At 60.7% G+C, this 1,381-nt stretch carries 1 protein-coding gene and 1 pseudogene; both read right to left on the reverse strand.

Going from position 1 to position 1,381, the window contains the following annotated elements; translation table 11 throughout:
• On the reverse strand, nucleotides 1-1,150 hold a 1,150-nt coding region (locus tag RR842_RS10460; protein ID WP_332729698.1), incomplete at its 3' end, for an aldo/keto reductase.
• Between the two features lie 36 nt (nucleotides 1,151-1,186).
• Nucleotides 1,187-1,381: pseudogene (locus tag RR842_RS10465) on the reverse strand (hypothetical protein); the annotation flags it as partial.

A 1,381-nucleotide genomic window follows, 5' to 3' on the forward strand; every position in this document is an offset into this window, starting at 1 on the left:
GCGGGAAAAGGGCTGGTTGGAGGCGCTTGCGCACGGCCTTCAGTTCGTCGGGGATGGCGATGTGCTGAGGGCAGTTCTTGACGCAGGCGCCGCAATCCACGCAGTCGCTCGCCCAGCGGGGATCGTTGCTGCCTGCGCCGGTGCACATCACGTACTGCTTCAACCCTTCGTATCGGCCGTGCGTGAACGAGGCGTTGTAGGCCGAGAAACAGCCGGGGATGTTGATTCCCCTGGGGCAGGGCATGCAGTAGTTGCAGCCGGTGCAGTTCACCTTGTTGCTCTCGTCGAAGATGTCCACCACGTCATCGATGCAGGCAAGCTCGTTGTCGCTCAGCGCATTGGGCAGTGCGTGTTCCGCGCAGGCGACGTTCTCCGTCAGCTGCTCAAGGGTTCCCATGCCCGAAAGCACCACGGTCGCCTGGGGGTGGTTCCATATCCAGCGCAGCCCCCACGCGGCAGGGGCGGTCGTTGGATCGCAGCGTTTGAACGCTTCGACGGCTTTGGGCGGTAGCCCGTCGGCAAGCTTGCCGCCCAGCAGAGGCTCCATGATGATCACCGGCAGTCCGCGCGATGCCGCCAGTTCGAGTCCTGCACGACCGGCCTGGTAGTTTACGTTCACGTAGTTGTACTGTATTTGGCAGAAGTCCCAAGCGTAGGCGTCGATCAGGTGCGGGAAGTCGCTTTGCGACCCATGATAGGAAAACCCGATCTGACGTATTTCTCCCGCGCGCTTTTTCCGGTCGATCCATTCCTCGATGCCCAGGGCGACGAGTTTATCCCACTGCGTGGGGTTGGTCACATTGTGAATGAGATAGTAGTCGAAATAGTCGGTGCGCAGGCGCGCTTTCTGCTCGGCGAAAAACCGCTCGATGTCTTCGAGCGTTTCGCATCGCGAGTGGGGGAGCTTCGTGGCGATGAAGATGCGGTTGCGCAGATCGTTTCGCTCGACGATGATGCCCAGCGCCTCCTCGTTGCCACGGTAGAGATACGCCGTGTCGAAATAGTTGATGCCTTGCTCGACGGCTTGCAGCACCAGCGCTTCGGAGGCTTCCAGATCGATGCGGCCCAGCGTGCTTGAGGGGAGCCGCATACAGCCGAAACCGAGCGCGGACAGGTTGTTGCCGCTTTTGGGGTCTTGGCGATATTGCATGCGGTCTCCTCCGAAGTGTTTGGGTGAGGGACCATTCTATCCGATGATAACCAGTTCCGGGTTCTCGCGGTCGACGACGGCGTTCACTTCGATGGTTGCTCCCAGGTAGCGCTCCATCAGGTTCGCGAATTCCTCGAGTGTGGCCTTCAGATCGTCTACGCGCGAGGGGTCGACGCATTCGATGACCAAGAAGCCGTCGGTCGAGTCGTCCGTCAGTGCCGTACGTTGGCC

The sequence above is a fragment of the Gordonibacter sp. genome, assembly GCF_036667095.1.
In the GTDB taxonomy this organism is placed as follows: domain Bacteria; phylum Actinomycetota; class Coriobacteriia; order Coriobacteriales; family Eggerthellaceae; genus Gordonibacter.